Source organism: Flavobacterium sp. P1_E4, assembly GCF_056405915.1.
This window is the reverse complement of record NZ_JBFUBE010000001.1, coordinates 198,627-224,654: the sequence shown is the minus strand read 5'-3', so window position 1 is coordinate 224,654 and position 26,028 is coordinate 198,627. Positions and strand designations below refer to the sequence as shown.

Here is a 26,028-nt window from a genome sequence, read left to right as displayed (position 1 = left end):
AAATAAAAGTATAGTGAAGTAATCTTTTGGTTTAAAAAGAAACTTAAACAAGTTTGGATTTTGTGGTTGTTTTATATGAATTATATGTTTCTGATTGGTTGTAGATACATATTCCAAAACATGGTTTTGTATATTATTCATATTTTGTTAAACGCCGTTTCTATCTGAAGCCCTTTTACCAGTGTTTGATATACGACGCAATATCTTTCTGTTAGTTTTGCAAGTGTTTGTATTTGCTCGTCAGTTGCATCGCTGTCCAAAATGAATGAAAGACGAATTGTCTGAAATCCTACAGGGACTTCTTTGGAAACTCCCAAAGTACCTCGGAAATCCAAATCACCTTCAGCCTTAATAGTTGCATCTTTAATTTCAATACCAAGAGCTGTAGATACTGCACTAAGAGTTACACCTGCACAAGCAACCAATGCTTCAAGAAGCATATCCCCTGAACAGGCTAGCATTCCGTTCCCACCCGTTGCTGGATGAAGACCTGCCTCGGCCAAAACCCTTCCGGTCTCAACTTTACAAGAAATCCCGTCACCAATTTTACCCTGTGCTTTGAGCGTTATTATTGCGGCATCAGGTTGTTCCCGATATTTTTCTTTAATTGGTGTCTGTATGTTTTTTAGTTCTTCTGCATTCATCTGTCAAAGATTTTTAATGGTTATTTATCATACACAATAAAGATATTAAAATTTTTCTTTATTAGTTCTAAAACAAGAATTGCGTTTTGAGTCCTTTTGTTATGAAATGAAAATGTTTTCTGAAATTCTTAATTCCACTACAGCCTAGCCCTGATCACAGTGGAAAGCCTTGCGAAGGAGACTTGTATTTTTTTCTGGGCGAAAAGGAGCGACCAGCGGAAGCTACTTTTTTGCCCTAGAAAAAAAACAAGGCTACGAGTAAGCTTGAAACGGAGAGCAGGAAGTTGCTCCAAAAAAAAAAATGACATCCTTTCGAATGTCATTTTAATGTATTGGTAAAAAAAAATTAATGAGCTGATAGCCCCGCATTTTTCAGGTATGGTTCAGTTTGCATGTCGTGACCTATGAAATCTTTGAAAGCTTTATTTAAATCAACACTGTTCCCAACGGATAAAATATATTTCTTGAAGCGCTCGCAGTTTGCTCTAGTCATACCACCATTGGCTTGCATCCAGTCGAATGCGTTGTAGTCCAAAGTTTTTGACCAGGTGTAGGCGTAATACCCTGCTGAATAACCACCACCCCAAATGTGAGCAAAATAAGGTGTGTGGTATCTTGTAGGTACTTCATTGACTAACAATCCGTATTTTTCAAGAGCTTCTTTTTCAAAAACTAAAGTAGGTTTGAAATCAGATTCTTTCTCGACACTGTGCCAAGCCATATCAAGAGTTGCTGCCGCTAGTAATTCGGTTACATCATAACCTTTATTGAAAGTTTCGGCTTTTTTAATTTTGTCAATTAATTCCTGCGGAATCGGTTGTTTGGTTTGGTAATGAATTGCGTAATTTTTTAAGACTATAGGGTCTAATGCTGCATGTTCATTAATTTGAGAAGGAAATTCAACATAATCTCTTGGTACCGCTGCTCCAGATAGTGTTACGTATTCTTGGTTGGCAAACAATCCGTGCAAGGTATGTCCGAACTCGTGAAACATAGTAGTTACATCATCGAAACTGATTAATGATGGACTTCCTTCCACAGGTTTAGAGAAATTATAGACGTTTACAATTACTGGTTTTTGTTTTAAATAATGTGATTGACTCACTATATTATTCATCCAGGCTCCACCGTTTTTATTATCTCTCGTATAAAAATCAAGGTAATAAATTGCGATTGAAGTCCCTTTGTCATCAAAAACCTCATAGACTTTTACATCTGGGTTATAGGCTGGTAAATCTTTTCTTTCCTTGAATGTGATACCATACATTTGTTTGGCTGCAAAAAACACTCCTTTTTCTAAAACTGTATTCAATTCAAAATAAGGTTTTGTTTGACTTTCGTCTAAATCGTATTTGGCTTTACGTACTTGCTCTGCATAAAAGTTCCAATCCCATGGCTCTAATTTAAAGCCGCCGTTTTGAGAGTCTATTAAATCTTGAATTTCTTTGGCTTCAACTTTTGATTTGGCAACCGCTGGTCCAGCAATTTTGGCTAATAATTCCATTGCCACTTCTGGTTTCTGTGCCATTTGATCTTGTAATTTCCATTCAGCAAAACTTTTCTTGCCCATCAAATTGGCTTTTTGTAAACGCAATTTTGCTATTTTTTCCAATACTTCGCGAGTGTCCCCTTCATCATTTTTTTCGGCACGATACCACGAAGCTTTGAATATTTTTTCTCTTGTTGCTCTATTTTTTAAACTAGATAGTAAAGGTTGTTGTGTGGTGTTCATAATACCTATTACATATTTACCTTCGTAACCAGCCTCTTTAGCTTTTGCTTTTGCCGCAGCAATTTCATCAGCACCTAATCCATCCAAATCCGCTACATTATCAAATATCACTGCTGCATTTTTACGAGCCAACAATAATTTATTTCCATAAAGAGTACTCAAAGTAGCTAGATCTTCATTGATTTTTTTCATTTTTTCTTTATCTGCTTCGGATAAATTAGCACCTGCTAATTCAAATTGCTGCAAATAATATTGAGTTAACTTTTTGTCTTCTCCTTTTAGTTTATTCAAATCGATTGTTTTGAAACGATTGTATAATTTACTGTTCAAATAAATTTTGTCGTTATGCCCTGAGAAAATCGGAGCATATTCCGCTTCAACAGCCTGTAAGGTTGGATTGGTGTTGGAACCTGTTAGGTTATAAAAAATCCCTACGGCTCTGTTTAAATCTACTCCACAGGTCTCTAAAGCTAAAACGGTATTTTGAAAAGTAGGCTTAGCAGTGTTATTTGTAATAGTTTCTACCTCTTGATCATGAACTTTCAATCCATATTCAAAAGCAGGTTTAAAATGTTCGTCTTTGATCAAACTAAAATCGGGAGTTTGATACTGTAACGTACTTTTTTGTAATAGCGGATTTGTCATTTTTACATCATTGTTTTGAGCACTCATTGTTTGCATTTGCAGGGACAAAACAAAACACAATGAACTAGTGATAAATAGTTTTGAAAAAATTTGCATAGTTGATAATTGTTTAATTTTGGATATAAAAATAGTCAAATAAAGTATTTAATGTGTTAAAATCACAACTATTAGTAAATATTCGCAAAATTTTGAGTCATTATGATATATCTGCAAAAAATTAAGATTAATTCATGTGAAATATATTTTATATTTGTTAATCACTTTAAACCAAAGAAAAATGGGTTCAATATATGATAAAGCTGATAATGAGGCTATAATTGCCCGAATCAACTCCTTATTGCCTGAGAGTAAAGCCCAGTGGGGTAAGATGACGGTGGATCAAATGTGCAAGCATTGCAACGCTTCGATTCAGATTGCGTTTGGTACAAAAGAGCTGAAGACGCATTTCCTGTTGCGCATTTTAGGTAGATTAATTAAAAACAAAGCCTTTAATAGTGACTTTGGAAAAAATAGCCCTACGGCCAAAGAACTGAAATTTGAAGGTTCTTATGATTTTGAATCCAGCAGAAAAGAATTAGCCGAAAGTTTTAGCCAATTTGCAAATGGCACTCAAGTTATCAAGCTTATGGATCATCCTTTTTGGGGCAAAATGACTTATGAGGATTGGGATAAATTGATGTGGAGACATACGGATCACCATTTGAGGCAGTTTGGAGTTTAGTCCAAAAAATATTTAAAAAAATATTCGTTTATGAGTATCATCAGGCATAAGCATTTCTTTCTGTCGTATTCTGAAGAACACGAACAAGCAGAGTGGGCAGCGTATTATTTGACAGCGGAGTCTCAGCAACAGCATCATTTTGAGAGACCTTATTTTAAACAAGATCCTTTGGTTGATACTGAATCGGCACATTGGAAAAATTATAAAGATACCGGTTACGACAAAGGGCATCTAGTTCCAGCAGCCGATATGAAATTTTCCGGAGAGGCCTACAAAGATACTTTTTACACATCGAATGTAGCTCCACAGAACAAAGCTTTCAACGCCGGAGTCTGGAACCGACTGGAACAAAAAATCAGATATTGGGCAGATAAATACAAGGCTGTTTTTATTGTGACAGGAAGCATCTTACATGATAATTTGATTACTATTGGTGACGAGGAAGTTTCGGTTCCTGATTATTTTTTTAAAATCGTTGTTCGGGTGCAGGACAATGCTTTGGTTATGATTGCATTTTTGGTTCCCAATGAAAAATCGGATGCTCCTCTTTTTACTTTTGCCACAACTATCGAAGATATTGAACAAATCACAAAGATTGACTTCAACCAAAAACTATCTGAAAAAATAGAAGAAAAAATAGAAAAAGAGTTGAGTTACAAGGAATGGAGTTTTAGTTAGCCCTTTTTAATAACAACCATATAAGTAATATAAGTTCATTTAAGTTTTCTTATATGGCCTTATATTACTTATATGGTTTTAAAAAAAAACGTTCTCAAAATTCCATTTGTTTTGAATTAAAGTTACAAATGGGCTTGTTAATTTATTTGTACCTTTGCTGTTCCTAAAAAAGAGAAATGAGAATTGATATTATAACCGTATTACCTGAATTATTGAGAAGTCCATTTGAAGCTTCGATTATGAAACGCGCCATTGACAAAGGATTAGTGGAGGTTCATTTTCATAATTTAAGAGATTATACGACAAACAAACAAAAAAGCGTTGACGATTATCCTTTTGGCGGTGGAGCCGGAATGGTTATGACTGTTCAGCCCATAGATGCCTGCATCACCCACCTGAAAAGTGAAAGATCGTATGATGAAATCATATATATGTCTCCCGATGGTGAAACACTAAACCAAAAAATGGCCAACACGATGTCGATGTATGAAAATATTATCATTTTGTGTGGGCACTATAAAGGTGTCGATCAACGCGTTCGCGACCATTTTATCACCAAGGAAATTTCGATAGGTGATTATGTTTTGTCTGGAGGAGAATTGGGAGCTTTGGTTTTATCCGATGCCTTGATCCGATTGATTCCAGGAGTTTTGAGTGACGAAACATCGGCATTGACCGATAGCTTTCAGGATGGATTGCTTTCAGGCCCAATTTACACACGTCCTGCCGATTACAAAGGCTGGAAAGTTCCCGATGTGTTGTTGAGTGGTCATTTTGCTAAAATTGACAAATGGAGAGAAGATACTGCCTATGAGCATACGAAAAACAGAAGACCTGATTTGTTAAACGATTAATTTTCATATATTTATGCTTTAAAATAAGAATTAGTTCGCTTCTTAATAACCTTTAAAAGTATAAAATCATGAAAGGATTAATCTTCAAAGTAATTTTAATTGTTACTTTTTTCATTTCAGCTGTTTCATTTGCTCAAGGAATAAATAGAACATCCTTATTGAATGAACTCAACAAAACTTACGGTATCGCACTAAGTGATGATGAAAAAACCTATTTTGGAAATGCAAACAGTACAATAGTATTGGAACTGTTTGGTCTAGACGAAAAGAATTTATCAAAAGAAAATCGCGATAAAGAAATTGACAAATTATTTGATAAAAGAGACAAAACGTTGACTTCGTCGTTGGGGATAAACAAATACAGTGATATTAAAGCAAAAACAGACGAGAAAACTGCAGAAATCATAAAGAAAGTAAAACAAGCAAAAATGGTTCCTTAATTTTTTCATAGTTATACAATTGACAAAAAAAAGCTTTTAATTATAAAGGCTTTTTTTTTATGCCTTTTCCAAACAGACGAATCAATCAAAAAAAAATATAATTTATACTTCATAATTAATAATTTATAATTAATTTTGCACCCTCATTAGACCAACCTCTGGCGAAAACCGCGAATGTTGCTCTATTTAAACCATAATTAAAAAAATTATCATGGCAGATTTAATGAAATTCGTTCAAGACGAATTCGTAACAAGAAAAGATTTCCCTGTATTCGGAGCTGGAGACACAATCACAGTTTACTACGAAATTAAAGAGGGTGAAAAAACAAGAACACAGTTTTTTAAAGGTGTTGTAATTCAAAGAAGAGGTTCTGCTAACACAGAAACTTTTACAATTCGTAAAATGTCAGGTGCAATTGGAGTAGAGCGTATCTTCCCAGTAAACTTGCCAGCTTTGCAAAAAATTGAAATCAACAAGAAAGGTGCTGTACGTAGAGCTAGAATTTTCTACTTCAGACAACTTACTGGTAAAAAAGCTAAGATTAGAGACAAAAGAAGATAGTTTACACTATTTCTTTAATGATAAAAAAGTCCCAACCGATGAAAATCGAGATTGGGACTTTTTTTTTGATAATTTTACAGTGCCAAAATTCATAATTTAGAAATCAAACGACACTAAAAATATCAAATTCAAAATATCACAGAATGTCTCTTTTAATTTATTTTTTTATATACAAATAAAATCTCTATTACAAGAGCATTTCGTATCTTTGCCCGCCTTATCTCAAACGATGTAATTCTTAATAAGGCCTTAAATTAATTGTGATTTAGATTATAAAAATAAAAAAAATGACACCAAAAGCTAAAATTTTTTACACACTTACAGATGAGGCTCCTTTATTGGCAACCTATTCTTTCTTACCAATTGTTCAGGCATTTACTGCTACTTCTGATATCGAAATTGAGACAAGAGACATTTCACTTGCTGGAAGAATCATCTCGAATTTTTCGGAATTTTTAAAGGAAGATCAAAAAACCAAAAATGCTTTATTGGAATTAGGTCAATTGGCTACTACTCCTGAAGCAAACATCATAAAATTACCAAACGTATCAGCGTCAATTCCACAATTGAAAGCTGCCATTGCGGAATTACAATCTCACGGTTATGCTTTGCCTGATTTCCCAGAAGATCCACAAAGCGAAGAAGAAAAAGCAATCAAAGCAAAATATTCTAAAATCTTAGGATCGGCTGTAAATCCAGTTTTACGTGAAGGAAATTCAGACCGTAGAGCTCCAAAAGCAGTTAAAAATTACGCAAAAGCAAATCCACACTCAATGGGTGCTTGGACTGCTGATTCAAAAACTCACGTAGCTTCTATGGAAAGCGGTGACTTTTACGGAAGTGAAAAATCAATTACTTTGGCTGATGCCACTGATGTTAAAATAGAATTTGTTGCCAAAGATGGTACAGCTACCGTTCTTAAAGCAAGTACTCCTTTGAAATCTGGAGAAATTATTGACAGTTCAGTTTTACACCTTAATGCTTTAAAGTCTTTTGTTGCAAAAACAATTAAAGAAGCCAAAGAACAAAACATCTTACTTTCAGTTCACTTGAAAGCAACAATGATGAAAGTTTCTGATCCTATCATATTTGGTGCTATCGTTGAAGTTTATTTTGCAGATGTATTCGAAAAATATGCTGCTTTATTTTCAGAATTGAACATCAACACTAATAACGGTTTAGGAGATGTGTATGCAAAAATTGCAGGACATCCTCAACAAGCCGAAGTGGAAGCTGCAATTGCACAAGCTATCGAAAACGGACCTGCTTTAGCAATGGTAAATTCAGATAAAGGAATCACCAATCTTCACGTTCCTTCAGATGTAATTGTAGATGCTTCTATGCCTGCAATGATTCGTACTTCTGGGCAAATGTTTAATAAAGACGGAAAACAACAAGATACTGTAGCAATTATCCCAGACAGATGTTATGCTGGTGTTTATACAGCCACTATCGATTTTTGTAAAAAACATGGTGCTTTTGTACCAACTACAATGGGAAGTGTTCCAAACGTAGGATTGATGGCACAACAAGCTGAAGAATACGGTTCTCACGACAAAACATTCCAGATGAAAGCAGACGGAGTTGTTCGCGTTGTCGATATAAACGGAACTGTTTTGATGGAACAAAGCGTAGAAGCAAACGATATTTTCAGAATGTGCCAAGCGAAAGATGCTCCAATTCAAGACTGGGTAAAACTAGCCGTAAACAGAGCTCGTTTGTCTAGTACTCCTGCGGTTTTCTGGTTGGATAACAACAGAGCGCACGACAGACAATTAATTCAGAAAGTAGAGAAATATTTAAAAGATTACGATACAACTGGTTTAGACATCAGAATCTTAAATCCTATTGATGCTACCAACTTTACTTTGGAGCGTATTATAAAAGGATTGGATACTATCTCAGTAACAGGGAACGTATTACGTGATTACCTAACCGATTTATTCCCTATCCTAGAAGTAGGAACTTCAGCAAAAATGCTTTCTATCGTTCCGTTAATGAATGGTGGTGGTTTATTTGAAACTGGCGCAGGAGGATCGGCACCAAAACACGTTGAGCAATTTATCCAAGAAGGATACTTGCGTTGGGATTCACTAGGAGAATTTTTGGCACTTGGAGCTTCATTAGAGCACTTAGGACAAACATTAAACAATTCTAAAGCAATTGTTCTTGCTGAAACTTTGGATGTCGCTACTGAAAAATTCTTAGCAACAGACAAATCGCCTACTCGCAAATTAGGCGGAATTGACAATCGTGGTTCACACTTCTATTTGGCAATGTACTGGGCAGAAGCTTTGGCAGCACAAGACAAAGACGCAGCATTGAAAGCAACTTTCGCTCCTATTTCTACTGAGTTTATTGCAAATGAATCTAAAATCAACGGAGAATTAATAGGATCTCAAGGTAAAGCTCAAAACATTGGTGGTTATTACCAACCAAATCCAGCCTTGACAGACAAAGCAATGCGTCCAAGCGATACTTTCAATGGTATTTTAGCAAAACTAGCTTAATTCAAAAAAAGCTTCTATTTATATTCAAAAGACAACTCGAAAGGGTTGTCTTTTTTTTGTTAAGATAGCCCACGGATTTTAATAATTGAACGGATTTCACACAGATAAAAACATCTAAAAACGGAGTCGATTATTTTGGAGCAGAAAGATTAGGCTTTTTATGCAATATCGTCCCGCTTTCCGTTTCAATCTTATAAGTCTCGTCCCAAAAGACGAGACTTATAAGGATTTTCACTGCAATCGGGGCTAAAGGTGAAGATTTCGCTTTTTTATCATCATTCAAAAAAAATAATAAAACCCCAACTAAAAAAATCTGTCCTAATCCGTTTAATCAGTGTTATCCGTGGCCAATTAAGTCTCCCCTTTTTTTATGCACATCTTTTGTATCTTTGAAATATGCTTATATAATTTTTTTACAAAGCACAAAAGCAAACCAAATGTCCAACAACGATATTGAACATAAAATAATCCAAGCCGAAGAATCCATTTCCGATTTTGTGGAAAGGTTTTGGATGCTTACCAACCATTCGGATATCGAAAAAGAAATTGTGGTTATTCCCGATGGAAGAATAGATGTTTTCTTTTTATATTCATCCTCCGAGCCTTTTTCTACTTTCTTAAAGGGATTAGAAAGCAAACCAACCCAAACAATGCTTCCAGCTAAAACTGTTATTTTTGCAGTCAATTTAAAACTTTTGGCTATTGAATATTTGCTTGACACCAGCATTTCAACAATTTTGAATATTGGGCAGCAATTGCCAAATAACTTTTGGGGAATTACACAGGAAGATTTAAATGATTTTGACACACTCTGCATTAAAATCACCAACAAAATAAAATCACTTATACCTAAAGAAGTTGACGACAGAAAGCAAAAACTTTTCAACCTCATCTATTCTTCAAACGGATCATTATCTGTTACAGAATTATCTGAAAAAGTATTTTGGAGCAGCCGACAAATCAATCGTTATTTCAATCAAATGTTTGGACTTTCCTTGAAAGCCTATTGCAATATCTTGAGATTTAGAACGTCTGTGCAGCACATCAAAGAAGGCATTTTATTCCCTGAACAAAACTTTACCGATCAAGCTCATTTCATTAAAGAAGTAAAAAAACTTTCGGGTGTCACTCCAAAAGAATTATTCAAAAATAAAAACGACCGATTTTTACAATTTTCAGCTTTGCCAAAGAAGTAGTTTTGCCTTATAATTTTAAACTTATAAAGCAATGTTATTACAAGACAAAAAAATAGCAATCATTGGTGGAGGTCCAGGTGGATTGACATTAGCAAGACTTTTGCAACTCAAAGGAGCAAATGTAAAAGTATACGAAAGGGATTTTAATAGAGAGGTTAGAGCACAAGGCGCAACACTTGACCTGCATTATGAATCAGGATTAAAAGCGCTTGAAGAAGCAGGTTTGATGGAAGCTTTTAACGCAAATTACAGACCAGGTGCTGACCGACTTCGTATTGTTGATGAAAATGCAAAAATTTTCTTCGATGATCACAATGATGAATCTACCGGTAATTTTGGAGATGAATGGTTCAGACCCGAAATTGACCGCGGACCGCTAAGAACTATTTTATTGGATTCTTTACAGCCAAATACTGTAGTTTGGAACAGCCATATTGTTTCTCTTGAAAGCATTAACAATAGTTGGAAAATAGTTTTTGAAAACGGCGAGACTGTTATAGTCGATATTGTAATTGGAGCAGACGGAGCAAAATCTAAAATTCGTCCATTCGTGACACCAATTCAACCTTTTTATTCAGGTGTTACAGTATTAGAAGGCAATATTCCTGATTCTAAAAAAAACGTTCCAAAAATCCACAACTTATTGCAAGGCGGAAAAATTATGGCTTTCGGAGATTCAAAAACAGTATCGATGAGTGCCAAAGGCGATGGCAGTTTGGATTTCTATGCGGGTTGGAAAATAAATGCCGACTGGATTACAGAAAGTGGCATAGACTTTAAAAACAGTAAACAAGTTTTGGAATGGTTCAAAAAAGAGTACTCCAATTGGGATAATGTTTGGCTCGAATTATTTGAATTTGATAATATAACATATACCCCAAGACCGCAATATTGTATGCCTTTAGATCAGAAATGGGAAGCTCAAGCAAACATTACAATTATTGGAGATGCTGCGCATTTGATGCCACCTTATGCTGGTGAAGGTGTTAATATGGCAATGCTTGATGCTTTGCAACTAAGCGAAAGCTTAACCAACGGAAAATTTACTGATTTAAAATCGGCAATAGCAGATTACGAAGAACAGATGTTTACAAGATTTGCCGAAAAAGGAAAGGAAACAATGAACAATACCGAATTTATGCACTCTCCTGAGGGACTAAAAAAATTATTGGAAATGTTTCAGCAATTTTCATAATTAACTATTTAAAAACTTTTTTAACCGCAAAGAGCACAAAGGGAAGCGCTAAGCACGCAAAGCTTTGCGAACTTTGTGTAATTCTTTGTGCTCTTTGCGGTTAATTTTTTCAAATCTTTTTTATAAATAAGCGAACATTCATTTATAATTAATACTTTTGTTTTTTCAAAAAAGTAAAAATGCGAACAAGAGATACTAACAAAGAAGAAATAGTCAAACAAAAAGCCATAGAAATGCTAGTAAAACTGGGCATTGAAGGTTTTGGAATGAATCGATTGGCTAAAGAATCTGGCGTGTCGGTGGCTACTTTATACATCTATTACACGGACAAAGAAGATTTGATAAAAAAAATCGGCATCGAAATTGGACAAGATTTCTTTAATGAGATGGTAAAAGATTTTTCTCCTGAAATGCCTTTTAAAGAAGGATTGCGTAAACAATGGGAAAACAGGGCACGATTTACAATAAAACATCCTTTGAGTGTGGCTTGTTGGGAACTTTTGAGCCATTCTAGCTATCGAGATAGTATTTTGGAAAAAAGCTTGTTTGATTTCAAAACAATAATGGGTGATTTTTTAAAAAATGCGATTGACAAAAAAGAATTAGTTTGTATGCCCAAAGAGATATTTTGGAGTATAGCATACGGCCCTTTATATACTTTACTCCGTTTTCATAATGAAGGAAAAAATATGGCAGGAACTCCTTTCAAACTTACCAAAGAAGCGACTGACGAAGCATTTGAATTAGTGATAAAAGCATTGACACCGTAAAAAGTTTAACTATGGAAAACCAAATAGAAAACATATTGGTATTTGCAACCAATATAAGAACCGAAAGCGATAAACAAACGATAGGCAACATATTGAATCAAAACTCAGAAATAGATCAATGGACACTTGACCAGGAAGATATTGATTGTGTTTTGCGAATTGTTAGCGAAACTTTATCCGAAGAACAAATAATAAACCTTTTAGATAATCAAAATTTCAAATGCTCTGCATTGGAATAAACAATAGAAAATGAAAGAACAAAAACCAAAAGCAACACCATTTACAGGCTATCAAAAATTTGCTGTTTTCATACTTGCAATAACTCAATTTACGGTAATACTCGATTTTATGGTCATGTCTCCTTTGGGCGATATACTAATGAAATCACTTAGTCTAAAACCAACTCATTTTGGTTTGGTTGTTTCGGCATACGCTTTTAGCGCAGGTATTTCTGGGCTTCTTACAGCTGGTTTTGCAGATAAATTTGACCGTAAAAAATTATTGCTTTTCTTTTATATAGGTTTTATTGCGGGAACCATTTTATGTGGAATCGTAAATTCATACATTTTGTTGGTTGTCGCAAGAATCATCACAGGATTGTTTGGAGGTGTTATCGGTTCAATATCTATGGCAATTGTAGCCGATTTATTTACCATGCAACAACGTGGACGAGTAATGGGATTTATTCAAATGGGATTTGGAGCAAGCCAAATTTTAGGAATTCCTATTGGCTTATATCTTGCCAATGCATGGGGATGGCACGCTCCATTTTTGTGGGTTGCAGGAATGGCTGCGATTGTGGTATTTTTTATTGCAGTTAAATTAAAACCCATCACTAAACATTTAGAAGTTCAGCAGGACAAATCTCCTTTTGAACACTTAAAACATACTATTGCCAAAAAAGATTACCGAATTGGTTTCACAGCCACAGCTTTACTTTCTGTTGGAGGTTTTATGATGATGCCTTTTGGTAGCGCTTTTGCAATCAACAATTTGCACATTACCCAACATCAACTACCTATGATATTTATGATAGCTGGTTTATCTACATTGTTGGTGATGCCTTTTGTTGGGAAACTGAGTGACTCAATAGACAAATACAAAATATTTGTATATGCTTCATTATGGACAATTGTTATGGTCGCAATCTACACCAATCTCGGTGTTACAGCTTTCGGATTGGTTGCTGTTGCAAACGTGCTTATGATGATGGGAGTTATGGGACGTATGGTACCATCTACGGCTTTGGTTACTTCTATTCCCGAAATGCAGGACAGAGGTGCTTTTATGAGTATAAACTCGTCTTTGCAACAAATTGCCGGAGGTATTGCAGCAGCTTTTGCAGGAACAATTGTTGTGCAAAAGGACAAATTGAGTCCATTGGAACATTATGACACATTAGGGATTATAATCATTTGTATTTCAATCCTAACTATTGTGCTTATGTACCGCGTCAATAAAATGGTGAAAAGAAAGAATAAGGAGAAAAATGAGGATCTCTATGTTGTTCATGAAATATAGTCCCAAAAAAATAATTCTATTTGGTATATATCTAAAAGCATAACTATTCAAAAGGATAGAACTGCAATAAAAAATAATCTAAGACTTGAATATCAACACAACAATATTCACAAAAGAAGTAATTTCTTAAGATGAAAAGTCGTTTATCGGATATAATTGTTAGTTCCCCGATTTATCAAAAATTTTCAATTAATTTACAATGATATTAACTACTTTTAACCTCCATAAATAATTGAATTTAAGTTTGTTATGTAAAATTATTTTACTGGTAAAAAAAGAATTTGGTTATTGCTCCCCACAATAAAATATCCTTTTGGTGATTGTGCTCTTCATAGATTTATTATGAAGGAGGTGTTGTTTATTGCTTATTTTCTAACCCATTAACTTCTTACTTTTTTTGACTTTTTAATTAGCAGTATTTTAGAATTAATTCCTCAAACTGTTCAATAAACAGTTTACCGGTTAAAAAAGAATTTAGTTATTGCACCCCACAATAGAATGTCTTTTGATGATTGTATTCCTCATAAATTTATTTATGCAGGCTATGCGACAGTGGATTTTTATGGCCAAAACAAAAAAAAAAACTCTTTACCCCTTACGCACACATTTTAATAATTCAAAAATTGATTTTACTTTTTTTTTAAGCCCTTTACGGTTAATAAAAGTTAGTTTATTCCCCCAAAGTAAAATATCCTTTTGATGATGGAGTACTTCATAAATCATTTATGGAGGTGGTATGTATTTATCTGCACATTTTATTTCCCAAGTCTACTGGTTTCCTTCTTTTCAATGATTATGGTTATAAAAACTTTTTTTATTATGGAAAAGAATATTACACTACAGCAATTTTTCGAAGTTTTAATAAGCAAAATAATCGGTTGCTTTCTATCGAAAAACAGAATTCCTACATTAGTTTTTTTAAAAAATGAAAACGTAGATTGTCTCAATTCAAAAATCAACAAATCCGAAACACAGGAAAGGACTGTGAGTTTTAGTGTTCCACAAGTTGAAATTTCAATTAATACCACTAAAATCATATCCAATATTTTTTATCCATTTTGGATTGCATTTTTACTATTTGCATTGCTACCGTCTTCTGCGTTGGGACAATGTCCTAACAGTTATGCATGTACTCCAACCGTCGGGGCAACTGCTGGGAAAATCACATTTAAATTCGATGCGGGAAATGACGCTGCCGACCGGAATATAGCATGTGATTTTGTTCGTAAACATGGAGGAACTGGAACGGATCCCTGTAGTGGAGGATCTATAACCGTAGCAGGGATTATCTATAACTATACTGGTAATAGCGGAGGAGCTAGTGGTAATAATTCACCTATTACACTGACATATACCGCTACAACAACTGTTACAACATGTCCCACTGATAATCAAATTGCTGAAGGTATTGGTTGTAGTCAAACGTCAGACGATGGATGTCTTAGTATTATTTTTCAAGATATAGAAACAGGGCAGAATTGTACATCTAGTAATAGTTATTTTTCCATGACCTTGAAGGATAATAATAACTGTGGCCCATATACTTTGATATCAAGCGGGAAATCTGCTTTGGTCTTTGGTACTACTTCTTTCACGACTGGCACATATACTACCGCAACAATTAAAGCTGGTATTTATATATTTGTTTTCACTGATAAGTACAACCATGAGCACTCTTTCATTTATAACCATATAACTGAAATTGGAACTTGTTTAAGAGTATCTAATCTTAAGATAGCTAAAACCATTACTTCAGGGAATCCATTCGCTAACGTAGGAGACATTATAGCATATTCATATTCTGTCACTTCAGATGCGCCGATTACCAATCCTTTTGTAGTGGATGATCATATAGTAGGTAATATCACTAGCCACACAGGTGATAGTAATAGCGATGGTATCCTCCAGGTTGGGGAAATCTGGATATTTATAGGAAGTTATACGGTTACTCAAGATGATATAGATAACGGTTCTGTTACAAATATTGCATATTCAAGGGGATTAGATCAATATGGTTTCCCAATTTTTTCTGAGGTGGATGATGCAACAGCAAGTAAACTTCCTTGTACTTCCCCAACGATAGATCCTCATCCTACTGATCAAACAAAATGTGTTGGAGAAAATGCATCGTTTACGGTTGAATCTTCAGGAGGCTCACCTGAACCTACTATACAATGGCAAGTTTATGTTCCTAATGGTTCATGGGCGAACATAGGAGGTGAAACAAATGCAACATTGACATTAACCGGGGTAACAATTGCAATGAGTGGTAATTTGTATCGTGCGGTTTTAACTAGTGATGGTTGTCCTCCAACAAATAGCGACTCAGCTTTGTTAACGGTTAATCCGACCCCATCAGTTAATTCGGTGGGCAACCAAACAATCTGTAAAGGCGCAAACACCACTTTGGTGACTTTCGGGGGAACCGGCACTTCCTATACCTGGGCTAACGACAATACGGCCATCGGATTGGGGGCAAGCGGAACTGGTAACATTGCTGCATTTGCAGGAACCAACGCAACCTCGAGCCCTATCAGCGGAACTATTACCGTTACGCCACACTATCTCAATAACGGAGTTACCTGCGACGGTCCTACGACCAGCTTCACCATTACGGTGAATCCGACGCCATCGGTTAATTCGGTGGGCAACCAAACCGTTTGTAAAGGGGCAAATACCACTTTGGTGACTTTCGGGGGAACCGGCACTTCCTATACCTGGGCTAACGACAATATCGCCATCGGCCTGGGTGCTAGCGGAACTGGTAACATTGCCGCATTTGCAGGAACCAACGCAACCTCAAGTCCTATCAGCGGAACCATTACCGTTACGCCGCATTATTTCAATAACGAAGTGACCTGCGACGGTCCTACGACCAGCTTCACCATTACAGTAAATCCGACGCCATCAGTTAATTCGGTGGGCAACCAAACAATCTGTAAAGGCGCAAACACCACTTTGGTGACTTTCGGGGGAACCGGCACTTCCTATACCTGGGCTAACGACAATACGGCCATCGGCCTGGGCGCTAGCGGAACCGGTAACATTGCTGCATTTGCAGGAACCAACGCAACCTCGAGTCCAATTAGCGGAACCATTACCGTTACGCCTCACTATCTAAATAACGGGGTTACCTGCGACGGCCCAACGACCAGCTTCATCATTACGGTGAATCCGACTCCATCGGTTAATTCGGTGGGTAACCAAACAATCTGTAAAGGCGCAAACACCACTTTGGTGACCTTCGGGGGAACCGGCACTTCCTATACCTGGGCTAACGACAATACGGCCATCGGCCTGGGCGCTAGCGGAACTGGTAACATTGCTGCATTTGCAGGAACCAACGCAACCTCGAGTCCAATTAGCGGAACCATTACCGTTACGCCTCACTATCTCAATAACGGAGTTACCTGCGACGGTCCTACGACCAGCTTCACCATTACAGTAAATCCGACTCCATCGGTTAATTCGGTGAGTAACCAAACAATCTGTAAAGGTGCCAATACCACTTTGGTGACTTTCGGGGGAACCGGCACTTCCTATACCTGGGCTAACGACAATATAGCCATCGGATTGGGGGCAAGCGGAACTGGTAACATTGCCGTATTTGCAGGAACCAATGCAACCTCGAGCCCTATCAGTGGAACCATTACCGTTACGCCACACTATCTCAATAACGAAGTAACCTGCGATGGTCCTACGACGAGCTTCACCATTACGGTAAATCCGACGCCATCGGTTAATTCGGTGGGTAACCAAACCGTTTGTAAAGGTGCCAATACCACTTTGGTGACTTTCGGGGGAACCGGCACTTCCTATACTTGGGCGAACAGTAATACGGCCATCGGATTGGGGGCAAGCGGAACTGGTAACATTGCCGCATTTGCAGGAACTAACGCAACCTCGAGTCCTATCAGCGGAACCATTACCGTTACGCCTCACTATCTAAATAACGGGGTTACCTGCGACGGTCCAACGACCAGCTTCACCATTACGGTGAATCCAACGCCATCAGTTAATTCTGTGGGCAACCAGACAATCTGTAAAGGCGCAAACACCACTTTGGTGACTTTCGGGGGAACCGGCACTTCCTATACCTGGGCTAACGACAATACGGCCATCGGATTGGGGGCAAGCGGAACTGGTAACATTGCTGCATTTGCAGGAACCAACGCAACCTCGAGCCCGATTAGCGGAACCATTACCGTTACGCCTCACTATCTAAATAACGGGGTTACCTGCGACGGCCCAACGACCAGCTTCATCATTACGGTGAATCCGACTCCATCGGTTAATTCGGTGGGTAGTCAAACCGTTTGTAAAGGCGCAAACACCACTTTGGTGACTTTCGGGGGAACCGGCACTTCCTATACCTGGGTTAACGACAATACGGCCATCGGATTGGGGGCAAGCGGAACTGGTAACATTGCCGCATTTGCAGGAACGAACGCAACCTCGAGTCCAATTAGCGGAACCATTACCGTTACGCCGCATTATCTCAATAACGGAGTTACCTGCGACGGTCCTACGACCAGCTTCACCATTACGGTGAATCCGACTCCATCGGTTAATTCGGTGGGCAACCAAACAATCTGTAAAGGCGCAAACACCACTTTGGTGACTTTCGGAGGAACCGGTACTTCCTATACCTGGGCCAACGACAATACAGCCATCGGATTGGGGGCAAGCGGAACTGGAGATATTCCCGCATTTGCAGGAACGAACGCAACCTCGAGCCCGATTAGCGGAACCATTACCGTTACGCCACATTATCTCAATAACGGAGTGACCTGCGACGGTCCAACGACCAGCTTCACCATTACGGTGAACCCGACCCCATCAGTTAATTCGGTGAGTAACCAAACAATCTGTAAAGGTGCCAATACCACTTTGGTGACTTTCGGAGGAACTGGCACTTCCTATACCTGGGCTAACGACAATATAGCCATCGGATTGGGTGCAAGCGGGACTGGTAACATTGCCGCATTTGCAGGAACCAACGCAACCTCGAGTCCTATTAGCGGAACCATTACCGTTACGCCACATTATCTCAATAACGGGGTTACCTGCGACGGTCCTACGACCAGCTTCACCATTACGGTGAATCCGACGCCATCGGTTAATTCGGTGGGTAACCAAACAATCTGTAAAGGTGCCAATACCATTTTGGTGACCTTCGGGGGAACCGGTACTTCCTATACCTGGGCGAACAGCAATATCGCCATCGGCCTGGGCGCTAGCGGAACTGGAGACATTCCAGCATTTGCAGGAACCAACGCAACCTCGAGCCCTATCAGCGGAACCATTACCGTTACGCCTCACTATCTCAATAACGGGGTTACCTGCGACGGTCCTACGACCAGCTTCACCATTACGGTGAACCCGACTCCATCGGTTAATTCTGTGGGCAACCAGACAATCTGTAAAGGCGCAAACACCACTTTGGTGACTTTCGGGGGAACCGGTACTTCCTATACCTGGGCTAACGACAATATAGCCATCGGATTGGGCGCAAGCGGTACGGGTAACATTGCCGCATTTGCAGGAACGAACGCAACCTCGAGCCCAATTAGCGGAACCATTACCGTTACTCCGCATTATCTCAATAACGGAGTGACCTGCGACGGTCCAACGACGAGCTTCACCATTACGGTAAATCCGACCCCATCGGTTAATTCTGTGGGCAACCAGACAATCTGTAGAGGGACAAACACCACTTTGGTGACTTTCGGGGGAACCAGCACTTCCTATACCTGGGCGAACAGCAATACAGCCATCGGATTGGGCGCAAGCGGTACGGGTAACATTGCCGTATTTGCAGGAACCAATGCAACCTCGAGCCCAATTAGCGGAACCATTACCGTTACTCCGCATTATCTCAATAACGGAGTAACCTGCGACGGTCCTACGACGAGCTTCACCATTACGGTGAATGCGACACCATCGGTTACTCCATTAGCTAACAAAACGGTTTGTAATGGCGAAACTGTGGCTGCAGTAACTTTCTCCGGTAGTGGTACTTCCTACACTTGGGAAGCCACTAATATAACTATAGGATTACCAGCAATTAGTGGTACAAATTCAATTGGAGCATTTTCTGGAGTCGACTTAAGCTTGGTTCCAATTAGTGCAACAATAACAGTTACACCTCAATTGCTTAGTGGTGGTTTGACCTGTCCTGGTGCTCCAACGAGTTTTATGATTACTGTTAATCCAAAACCAGCTTTGGTCATTACAACTCCAACTATCCCTTGTTCACCCGGAACTGTAAATCTTACAGCACTTGCAATAACTGCTAATAGTACATTACCTTCCGGAACAACATTTAGTTACTATTTAGACAATAATGGTGTAGCAGGTTCACAAATCACAAGTGCAGTAGCAGCTTCTGTCAGTGCAGGAACTTATTGGATTAAAGCGACTGCGCCTGCAAATCTAGGCGGTTGTACAGATATTAAATCTATAGTAATTCCGGTTAATAACTGTGGTGGATTGATTTATCCAACTGCAACCACTTGTACTACTTTCTTAAACAATCAGCCACCATTAGATAAAATTTGTTATACAGTTGCTAAAAAAGGAACTAAAACACTAATTTCTAATGCAACACCTGGGGTATTCTTCTATTATGCTAAGATTATAGCTCCATCAAATGGAAATCTAGATATTGTAGTAACTCAATTTAATACCTCTAACCCTCATGTTAAGGAATTTGCTATTCAGCAAGATCAAGTATTTGTTTTTGATGGTAATTGTGGAAAAATTGCCACAGGTAAAGAAACGCCAAGAGGATCTGGACAGGCGAAAGTTACAATACCCAATGCAATAATGGGGCGTACTTATGTTATCTCAGTGAAATATGATACGAAGACTATTATTGGGCAAATTGCACCATCAGTAGATTACCATGCTTACTTCATATCTAGCGTCAATACAATTATAGATAATACCACAGCAGGTGATATACTTGTTAGTAATTGTTCTGCACCGACTACTTTAGCGGCTGTTGCAAAAACAACTGAAGTAGTTGCTCCGACAGAAACAACGACAACCAGTAAAATCAAAACAGACGATTTTACCGCATATCCTGTTCCTTTCAAAGATCAACTTACTATTAGATACAATTTTGATTATACTTCTGATGTGAAAATTGAGGTCTTCAATGCAAAAGGAAATCTAGTGATTACTAAATACGATGCCAATGGTTATTTGAATAAAGAAATTTCTTTGAACCTAACAAACACAGGTCAAGAAGAAGTTTATATTGTAAAAGTAACTACCAATAGAGGAAGCAGCGTACAAAAAGTAATTTCTTCAAGATAAACCATTTTTAATTAAAAGCATCCGCTGAAAGCGGGTGCTTTTTTTAAATCATGTAAAAAAGTGAAAATGCAATCTAACTGATACTAAAGCTATTTTCTTACATTTAAAATCTTATCAATTTAAATGATGCTAAGTAATAATGATAAAAACATTAATTACTCATTATTAATATTTTATAATTAACAAAGACAGTGTTTTCTTAATTTAAGAAGTCGTTTGTCGGATATAATTGTTTATTCCCCGATTAATTCAAATCTTTTGATCAACTTACAAACATGATGATTAATTTTATATTCCCTAAATAATTGAATTTAAATTTGTTACGTAATTTTTTTTACTGGTAAAAAAGAATTTGATTATTGCTCCCCACAATAAAATATCTTTTGATGAATGTGTACTTTATGAATTTATTCATAAAAGTGTTTGTATTTATCTTTAAGTTTTACTTCCCAAGTCAAAGAACTTTCTTTGTATCTGATTCAATTAATTCTATGGCATTTTTTTGCCAATCATTTTTTTGCAGTAAAGAATTTTTTACGTGCATCACTATTAAAAAAAATACATTTTTAGAATGTTTTTCGTGGATAAATTTGCACGTAAAACTAATTTCGAATAGGATGTATTTACCCAAAATTTTATTCAAATTTTCAGATGACTAATTAAAAAATGTAATGAATGAAACAAGAATTTACCTTTTTCCGAAACCACAATTTCTACTGAAACTTAGTTACTAGTAATTTGGTATTAACTTATAAATCAAATTATTATGAAAAATAAAACGACTTTTAAATTTTTGGGAACAATATTGAGTGATATCAAATATTACTTGTTTTCCAAAAGAATAATTTCTGAATCTGATTTACAAAAATCACAGTTTATTTACCAAGAAGAGATTGGCAATGCAACTCGAAGTTTACTGTTTTCTATAGTGTTTTTCTTGTGCTTTTCTTCTGCATTTGCTCAAGTTGCTGTTAATCTTCCATCTGAAAAGAGATGTACTTCCAAAGATTTAGAATTAGTTGGAGCAAGAGTGTTTAATCAAGGTGAATGTATTGCATGTGAAACAGGTGCTCCAGTGGTGAGAACATTGATATTATCTATTAAAAATTCGACAGGATCAAACAGAACTTCTTTTGCTTTCTGGGGAATTTTAGATAGATATAATGGAGATGTTTTAGCTTCTTCTTCACTAATAAGTGGATGTAATAGTACTCCTCTTCCTGGAAATACATCCGCAGTTCCACCTAATACAATAACAGATTTACCCTTTGATCAAATTGCATATTTATGTGGGCAAAGATTGGTTATTAGGAATTTGTATTTAGCATGGACTTCAGCTGCTGATAATGCATCATGTCCATTGGATCCGAGTAAAATTGCTCCAAAATGTGGTACATTACCTTCAATAGAAATCAATGCAGGAGTTAACGGAACTGTAACTGCCCAAAGTGCGACTTGTACTGCTGGTGGCTCCATTACCGTGGTTCCATTTGGCGGTATACCTCCTTACAGCGTAAAATTAGGAAATGGTAGCCCAGTCAACGTTGCTGCCGGTGGATCAACAACTTTTAATGATGTTGCTGCAGGTAATTACAATGTTACCATTACCGATTCTACGGTTCCTACTGGCTGTAGTGTTACCAAACCTATAACCGTTGGAGGACCAACTCCAATAGGTGCTCCAGCGGCAACGGTAGTCCAGCCGACCTGTAGTGTTGGTACGGGAATTGTTAATGTAACATCGCCGACAGCAGGTGTCTCCTATACGCTTAAGCAAGGTGGGGTTCTAAAATATACAGCAGTAAGTGGTGTGTTCAGTTTTGTAATACCAGGAACTTATCAATTTTTTGCGTCCATTGGTATATGTAGTACACAAGGACCTGACAAAACAGTAAATCCACAACCTGGAACACCAGGTGCACCATCATTGAAGATAACTGAGCCATCACTTTGCGGACCGTCAGCGGGTAGTATTGAGGTATGTAATCCAATTAGTGGATCCACTTATACATTAGTTGGAGGGTCAAGTATTCTAGCATCGGGTTCACCAGTGATATTTGGTAATCTCGCTGCGGGATCTAATCCAAGTGTTACTGTTACAAATGGGGCAGGTTGTACTTCTACACCTGCTAGTTGTAGTAGTGCGACCAAGGATTGTCCAGCAGGTCTAGCCGGTACTCCGACGGGGAAAATTTCTTCTGAAAAAACGTCCGCAGACAAAACCGAAAAAGCCGGTTTTACAGTATTCCCAGTTCCTTTCAAAGATCAACTTACTGTCAGATATAATTTTGAAGATGCCTCACAAGTATTAATAGAAGTGTTTAATTCCCAGGGAAATAAGATACTTTCAAAAAGAGATTCTAACAGTCATTTTAACAAAGAAGTTCAACTGAACCTTAATCGTACAGGACAAAATGAAGTTTATTTTGTAAAAGTAACTACTGATAAAGGAAGCAGTGTTCAAAAAGTGATTTCTTCAAGATAAACCTAAACCAATTTTAATTAAAGCATCCGCCACAAACGGATGCTTTTTTTTGGAATCATGTGAGAGTTTATATTTAAGGTATTGGTAATGATAGTAGTTTTGTTTTTTTTCAAAAATAGAATATGCTGGCTCTTTAGCCCTGATGGAATATAGCGGACAGCAGGAACTTTGTTTGCCGATAAAGCCCATTCATTCGCTCCTTACTATTTTTAGCAATATTCCTCACAATCCCAAAACTAAAAATAAACAAGCGTTATTAACTATAGATTAACATCTTATATATAGGAATTAATCCTATTTTAATGACATTTGTAATTCAAAAGAAAAGCAATGATTTCAAAGAAAATTATTTACATACTTATACTATTACTCACTTCGTTACATACTTTTTCGCAAGATGCGAGCAATAACGAATCAGCTAAACAAAAATTCACTCTTAGCGGAACCATCGCAGATGACCATAGTAATGAAACATTAATTGGAGTCAATATTTCAATACTTGAATTAAAAACTGGAGTTACTACAAATGAGTATGGTTTTTATTCCATCACATTGCCAAAAGGGAGTTATAAAATTCAAATCACCTCAATAGGGTTTCAGACAATTGAGGAAACGATTAATTTGGATAAAAACACCAAAAAGAATTTCAAATTAACGGGTGACGAAAATGTTTTGAAAGAAGTTGTTATCAATGGCAATGATAGTCAAACGGAAAATCGAAAACCTGAAATGGGCGTAAACAAACTTTCGGTTGCAACAATCAAAAAAATGCCGGTTGTACTGGGAGAAGTCGATATTATCAAATCCATTTTATTACTTCCAGGTGTTACCAGTGCTGGCGAAGCAGCCTCCGGATTTAATGTTCGTGGAGGAGGTGCCGACCAGAATTTAATTTTGATGGACGAAGCCAGTATTTTTAATTCCTCACACGTTTTTGGGTTCTTTTCTATTTTTAATCCAGACGCTATCAAGGATATCAAACTCTACAAAGGCGGAATTCCAGCCCGATATGGAGGAAGGGCATCTTCGGTTTTGGACATTTATCAAAAAGATGGAAATAGTAATGATTTCCATATGAATGGAGGAATTGGATTAATTAGCAGCCGTCTTTTGGCCGAAGGTCCAATAGTAAAAGATAAAGGTTCTTTCCTTATTGCCGGCCGTGCTTCGTATGCGCATTTATTTTTGAAACTATCCGAAGAGCAAAAAGACAACGCCGCCTATTTTTATGATTTGAATGCAAAATTGAGTTATAAATTAGACCCAAATAATAATTTATACATGTCGGGCTATTTTGGTCGAGATGTATTTGCATTGAATAAAAGTTTTACCAATATATATGGGAATACCACTTTTAATACCCGATGGAATCACTTATTTTCAGATAAATTGTTTTCCAATCTATCCGCTATTTATAGTGACTATTATTATGGTCTAGATCTTGATTTTGTTGGTTTTGAATGGAGATCTGGTATTAGAAATTTTAATATCAAATACGATTTGAGAAGTTATATTTCAGACAAACTAAAATTGAATTATGGCGTAAATGCTATTTACTATGAATTCAATCCAGGAACTATCAAACCTTCAAGTCCTGAATCTGGAATTAATCCTGATCAACTCGAAAAAAAGTATGCATATGAACCCGCTATTTATATCAATGCCGAACAAAAAATAACTGATCGATTAGATATTAATTATGGATTGCGTTACAGTTTGTTTTACAATGTGGGAACTTATACTGAAAATTTGTATGAGAATAACAATCCCGTTTTGTTCAATTCGGAGTTTCAAATCTATGAAAAAGCGACTCCGATTGGTACAAAGGTTTACAACAAAAATGAAGTAATTAAAAGCTTTAACAACTTGGAACCACGTTTAACTGTGAATTACCAGCTCAACGATAATCAATCTTTTCAGGCGAGTTACAACAGAATGGTTCAGTATTTACAGTTGATTTCCAACACTTCTTCACCAACTCCATTGGATGTTTGGACTCCAAGTGGGACCTATATCAAACCTCAAATTGCCGACCAAGTAGCCTTAGGGTATTTTAGAAAATTTAAGGAAGGAGCCTATTCTGCCGAGCTGAGCAGTTTTTATAAAGAAGTGCAAAACAGATTGGATTATATTGATGGAGCAAACCTGATTGCCAATAAAGCAATTGAGCAAGTTTTATTGAATGGCCAATTACGTTCTTATGGATTGGAATTGATGCTTAAAAAGAATGAAGGGAATTTAACTGGTTGGATATCCTATACACTTTCAAAATCCGAACAGCAAACCCCAGGACGAACGCCTGAAGAAACAGGAATAAACAATGGCCAATGGTACAATACTGCTTACGATAAAGTCAACAATCTAGCTGTAACCGGTTCTTATTATCTTAATCCAAAATGGTCTTTTGGTACCAACTTCATTTATCAAACGGGACAGCCTGCCACTTATCCAAACGGACAGTACCAATACCTGGGAATGACCATCCCAATTTACGGATTGCGCAATAAGGAACGATTACCTTCTTTTAATCATTTGGATCTTTCGGCCACATTAACTCCAAAACCAAATTACAATAAAAGTTGGAGAAGCGAATGGGTTTTTAGTATTTACAACGTTTACAATAGAAAAAATGCTGCCTCGGTTGGCTTTAGAGAAAATATCGACACCGGTGCAAACGAAGCTGTCAAAACATCAATTTTTGGTATTGTTCCAGCAGTAAGTTATAATTTCAAATTTTAAAAAACTTTTTTGC

16 protein-coding genes are annotated in these 26,028 nt (G+C 37.1%); 14 read left to right on the top strand and 2 right to left on the bottom strand.

What is annotated here, in order from left to right; all coding sequences use genetic code 11:
* Nucleotides 1–137: 137 nt before the first annotated feature.
* On the bottom strand, nt 138–644 hold the full coding sequence (locus tag AC1DY0_RS01005; protein WP_477186824.1) for an OsmC family protein: 507 nt from the start codon (nt 642–644) through the stop codon (nt 138–140).
* 346 nt (nt 645–990) lie between these two features.
* Nucleotides 991–3,117 (bottom strand): M3 family metallopeptidase, encoded by a 2,127-nt coding sequence (locus AC1DY0_RS01000; protein WP_477186823.1) that lies wholly within the window; start codon nt 3,115–3,117, stop codon nt 991–993.
* 181 nt (nt 3,118–3,298) lie between these two features.
* Between AC1DY0_RS01000 and AC1DY0_RS00995 the strand changes: the two genes are divergently transcribed.
* From AC1DY0_RS00995 to AC1DY0_RS00930, 14 genes are all read left to right on the top strand, one after another.
* Complete coding sequence (locus tag AC1DY0_RS00995) at nt 3,299–3,742, top strand: DUF1569 domain-containing protein (RefSeq protein ID WP_477186822.1); 444 nt, start codon at nt 3,299–3,301, stop codon at nt 3,740–3,742.
* Between the two features lie 30 nt (nt 3,743–3,772).
* Nucleotides 3,773–4,420, top strand: a complete 648-nt coding sequence (locus AC1DY0_RS00990; RefSeq protein ID WP_477186821.1) for a DNA/RNA non-specific endonuclease — start codon at nt 3,773–3,775, stop codon at nt 4,418–4,420.
* A gap of 176 nt (nt 4,421–4,596) precedes the next feature.
* On the top strand, nt 4,597–5,274 hold the full coding sequence (gene trmD / locus AC1DY0_RS00985; protein ID WP_100841719.1) for a tRNA (guanosine(37)-N1)-methyltransferase TrmD: 678 nt from the start codon (nt 4,597–4,599) through the stop codon (nt 5,272–5,274).
* A gap of 68 nt (nt 5,275–5,342) precedes the next feature.
* Nucleotides 5,343–5,714, top strand: a complete 372-nt coding sequence (locus AC1DY0_RS00980) for a hypothetical protein (protein WP_477186820.1) — start codon at nt 5,343–5,345, stop codon at nt 5,712–5,714.
* 211 nt (nt 5,715–5,925) lie between these two features.
* Nucleotides 5,926–6,276, top strand: a complete 351-nt coding sequence (rplS, locus tag AC1DY0_RS00975) for a 50S ribosomal protein L19 (protein WP_077370497.1) — start codon at nt 5,926–5,928, stop codon at nt 6,274–6,276.
* 287 nt (nt 6,277–6,563) lie between these two features.
* Nucleotides 6,564–8,786, top strand: a complete 2,223-nt coding sequence (locus AC1DY0_RS00970) for an NADP-dependent isocitrate dehydrogenase (RefSeq protein WP_477186819.1) — start codon at nt 6,564–6,566, stop codon at nt 8,784–8,786.
* Nucleotides 8,787–9,223: 437 nt separating this feature from the next.
* Nucleotides 9,224–9,982, top strand: coding sequence for a DUF6597 domain-containing transcriptional factor (locus tag AC1DY0_RS00965; RefSeq protein ID WP_477186818.1), 759 nt, complete (start codon nt 9,224–9,226; stop codon nt 9,980–9,982).
* A 31-nt stretch (nt 9,983–10,013) separates the two neighbouring features.
* Complete coding sequence (locus tag AC1DY0_RS00960; RefSeq protein WP_477186817.1) at nt 10,014–11,177, top strand: FAD-dependent oxidoreductase; 1,164 nt, start codon at nt 10,014–10,016, stop codon at nt 11,175–11,177.
* A gap of 179 nt (nt 11,178–11,356) precedes the next feature.
* Nucleotides 11,357–11,947, top strand: coding sequence for a TetR/AcrR family transcriptional regulator (locus AC1DY0_RS00955; RefSeq protein ID WP_477186816.1), 591 nt, complete (start codon nt 11,357–11,359; stop codon nt 11,945–11,947).
* Between the two features lie 11 nt (nt 11,948–11,958).
* Nucleotides 11,959–12,186, top strand: coding sequence for a hypothetical protein (locus AC1DY0_RS00950; RefSeq protein WP_477186815.1), 228 nt, complete (start codon nt 11,959–11,961; stop codon nt 12,184–12,186).
* Between the two features lie 10 nt (nt 12,187–12,196).
* The gene (locus AC1DY0_RS00945; RefSeq protein WP_477186814.1) at nt 12,197–13,468 is read left to right on the top strand and encodes an MFS transporter; all 1,272 of its coding nucleotides are present in this window, start codon (nt 12,197–12,199) and stop codon (nt 13,466–13,468) included.
* Between the two features lie 819 nt (nt 13,469–14,287).
* Nucleotides 14,288–20,791: a T9SS type A sorting domain-containing protein gene (locus tag AC1DY0_RS00940; protein WP_477186813.1), complete on the top strand. Its 6,504-nt coding sequence runs from the start codon at nt 14,288–14,290 to the stop codon at nt 20,789–20,791.
* Between the two features lie 766 nt (nt 20,792–21,557).
* Nucleotides 21,558–23,276, top strand: coding sequence for a T9SS type A sorting domain-containing protein (locus AC1DY0_RS00935; protein ID WP_477186812.1), 1,719 nt, complete (start codon nt 21,558–21,560; stop codon nt 23,274–23,276).
* Between the two features lie 330 nt (nt 23,277–23,606).
* The gene (locus AC1DY0_RS00930; RefSeq protein WP_477186811.1) at nt 23,607–26,015 is read left to right on the top strand and encodes a TonB-dependent receptor; all 2,409 of its coding nucleotides are present in this window, start codon (nt 23,607–23,609) and stop codon (nt 26,013–26,015) included.
* Nucleotides 26,016–26,028 lie beyond the last annotated feature (13 nt).

Coding starts and splice junctions, on each gene's coding strand:
- AC1DY0_RS01005 (WP_477186824.1), bottom strand. CDS start 644: ATGAATGCAGAAGAACTAAAAAACATACAGACACCAATTAAAGAAAAA.
- AC1DY0_RS01000 (WP_477186823.1), bottom strand. CDS start 3,117: ATGCAAATTTTTTCAAAACTATTTATCACTAGTTCATTGTGTTTTGTT.
- AC1DY0_RS00995 (WP_477186822.1), top strand. CDS start 3,299: ATGGGTTCAATATATGATAAAGCTGATAATGAGGCTATAATTGCCCGA.
- AC1DY0_RS00990 (WP_477186821.1), top strand. CDS start 3,773: ATGAGTATCATCAGGCATAAGCATTTCTTTCTGTCGTATTCTGAAGAA.
- trmD (WP_100841719.1), top strand. CDS start 4,597: ATGAGAATTGATATTATAACCGTATTACCTGAATTATTGAGAAGTCCA.
- AC1DY0_RS00980 (WP_477186820.1), top strand. CDS start 5,343: ATGAAAGGATTAATCTTCAAAGTAATTTTAATTGTTACTTTTTTCATT.
- rplS (WP_077370497.1), top strand. CDS start 5,926: ATGGCAGATTTAATGAAATTCGTTCAAGACGAATTCGTAACAAGAAAA.
- AC1DY0_RS00970 (WP_477186819.1), top strand. CDS start 6,564: ATGACACCAAAAGCTAAAATTTTTTACACACTTACAGATGAGGCTCCT.
- AC1DY0_RS00965 (WP_477186818.1), top strand. CDS start 9,224: ATGTCCAACAACGATATTGAACATAAAATAATCCAAGCCGAAGAATCC.
- AC1DY0_RS00960 (WP_477186817.1), top strand. CDS start 10,014: ATGTTATTACAAGACAAAAAAATAGCAATCATTGGTGGAGGTCCAGGT.
- AC1DY0_RS00955 (WP_477186816.1), top strand. CDS start 11,357: ATGCGAACAAGAGATACTAACAAAGAAGAAATAGTCAAACAAAAAGCC.
- AC1DY0_RS00950 (WP_477186815.1), top strand. CDS start 11,959: ATGGAAAACCAAATAGAAAACATATTGGTATTTGCAACCAATATAAGA.
- AC1DY0_RS00945 (WP_477186814.1), top strand. CDS start 12,197: ATGAAAGAACAAAAACCAAAAGCAACACCATTTACAGGCTATCAAAAA.
- AC1DY0_RS00940 (WP_477186813.1), top strand. CDS start 14,288: ATGGAAAAGAATATTACACTACAGCAATTTTTCGAAGTTTTAATAAGC.
- AC1DY0_RS00935 (WP_477186812.1), top strand. CDS start 21,558: ATGAAAAATAAAACGACTTTTAAATTTTTGGGAACAATATTGAGTGAT.
- AC1DY0_RS00930 (WP_477186811.1), top strand. CDS start 23,607: ATGATTTCAAAGAAAATTATTTACATACTTATACTATTACTCACTTCG.